The following is a 2,094-nucleotide window of genomic DNA, read 5'->3' as shown; positions in this document are numbered from 1 at the left end:
TTAAGCCTGATGAATGTCAATTCTTTCCTGTTGATGCGCCTGGTGTATTCCAAAAAACCTTTGCTCCTGGTGAAAGCTTGGATTTTGCCAACACCGTTGGAAAGCCTCTCTACACCATGTTGATCGTTGATCACGACCGTAATGCATGGGTAAAACCGGAGGTCTACAGCTATCCGCTTTACATCTGTACACGCCCAGAAATGCTGTTTAAAGCCGTGATTGGAGCGAAATAACATGCGATGGCACGGGCTGCTAAACCAAATGGTTAAAGATGTGCGCAACACTTTTGGGCAGCCCATCATCTACACGCGAAAGGACAATCAGCAATCTTTTCGGATCACAGCAATTTATACCATTAAGCATTCAGAATCGGATGCCGGTGGCAGAATCCCCACGACAATTGCAAGAAAGGAACTTGATCTTTGTATCAATGACATTGGAGGCTTACCACCAAACCCTCAAGATAGTGTTGTAATCATTTCCCCTGAAAACAGCAAAGCCCCCTCTCAAGAGCACTTCGTGATCACAGAGGTACAAGCCTCTGAATCCGGTATGTATAAGCTTATCTTGCGGGAGATAAAATAAAGATACACTTATTAATTTTTTAAAATATGAAGTCACCGCTTGACAATATGGCAACAATATGTCTATTGTCGAATCAGGTGCCTGAGAACACCTTAAAACATCTAGCGGATTGGTTGCCGAAATAATCAATCTTCTGTGCATTGCAAAGACTTTGACTCATTATATGCGACAAGTGTATAATGACCTCATCGGGTGTAGTTATGCTATACAATACCCTTATGGGGAAAGCATAACGACGGACTATTGGCCGTGTTTTTAGCACCCGGCGCCACATATGACATAAAAATATAAATAAATCAATATGTTATTTAAATAATTTTATATGCACCCCTATCAGAATCCACACTTTTATGCATGTTTAATTTGACCATTTTTTATAAACAATTGCTATGTATGAATAGAGCATAAAAAGCAAATCATGATGTGAATATTATAACGCATGTGTGTATTCAAATGAAATGAAAAGCAGCTACCATTTATAACAGTTCATAAATTTTATGATACGTTTTTATCACTCAAAAATCGCATTGTTTAAAATTTAGTCATTTGAAATTATCGATAACATACGTTTAAAGATCACAGCTTGTTTTAACAATTGGATTGGTAATCGCATTATCAAGTATGAGATTATGATTCTTAAAATTGAGAAGCGTAAAATCTAAAAATGCTATAGCAATATTTTATTACCTATAAGAGGGTAATCGTTTGAAACTGTCATAAGCTTATAGGTTTTAATTCATTTCAAGGTGCATAAAGGATTTCAATATCGTTTTTAAAGCGCTTTCTAAAAGTTTAGAAAATGATAGGCAGGCATTATACAAACATATCATCACAACAGTTATGAAATTAAAAACGTTATATCTTATGAAATAAAAAGCCTTTTTATGTTATATGCAAGCAAGCGAGCAACAAACGTTTTAAAAGTTATCGTTTAAAAATACGAAACCAAATGGGCTCACCCCAAAATTGGGGGCAGCTCTTTAAGATAAGCAAGCAAAATTCAAAACCATTGTAAAATCTAAACACATAGGGTTTTACTAAATTTTTAGTAAAATAATGCTGTTAAAAAAATGCTCTATTCTAAAGTTAACGCCCCCAGAATTGGGGTGGTTAATTTTGCCAACTCAAATTTGAGCCGGCTAATTTTTAAAGAAATTAGGTTTTAAAGAAAAATAAAAATACGCTTATAAAAACCTCTTTAAGTGAATATTTAAACATTTGAAACTGATGTTTTATATATAACAGCTATAAACTTAGTTATCATTTGCTTTTAAGAACGTTTCATTGTTTCATTTACGAAAAAACAAAGATCTAGATTTCACAGCAGAGCAAATCTTAAAAACCATAGATTCTAAAAAGCGTTTGTTTATTTGTCTTATGAAATGCTACTTTTAAAAACCAACGCGCGTAAATATAAAAACGGGTTTTGTTATAGACATTTCACTTAATACACATTTGCTTTTGATTGGTTATAAAGCGTTTTAAAGAAGCATTTTGATCATGTGCTTT

2 protein-coding genes are annotated in these 2,094 nt (G+C 34.0%); both read left to right on the top strand.

What is annotated here, in order from left to right; genetic code table 11:
* The coding region (locus PVV59_RS09735) for a major capsid protein (RefSeq protein WP_273755881.1) at positions 1-233 on the top strand (233 nt) is incomplete at its 5' end.
* Between the two features lies 1 nt (position 234).
* Complete coding sequence (locus PVV59_RS09730) at positions 235-585, top strand: hypothetical protein (protein WP_273755880.1); 351 nt, start codon at positions 235-237, stop codon at positions 583-585.
* Positions 586-2,094: the final 1,509 nt, after the last annotated feature.

The organism is Bartonella sp. MM73XJBT.G (assembly GCF_028618435.1).
GTDB lineage: Bacteria > Pseudomonadota > Alphaproteobacteria > Rhizobiales > Rhizobiaceae > Bartonella.
Note: the sequence above shows the minus strand (reverse complement) of the source record. Positions and strands in the feature narration are given on the sequence as shown.

Bases quoted from the DNA above. Each gene is read 5' to 3' on its own strand.
- PVV59_RS09730 (WP_273755880.1), top strand. From the start codon at position 235: ATGCGATGGCACGGGCTGCTAAACCAAATGGTTAAAGATGTGCGCAAC.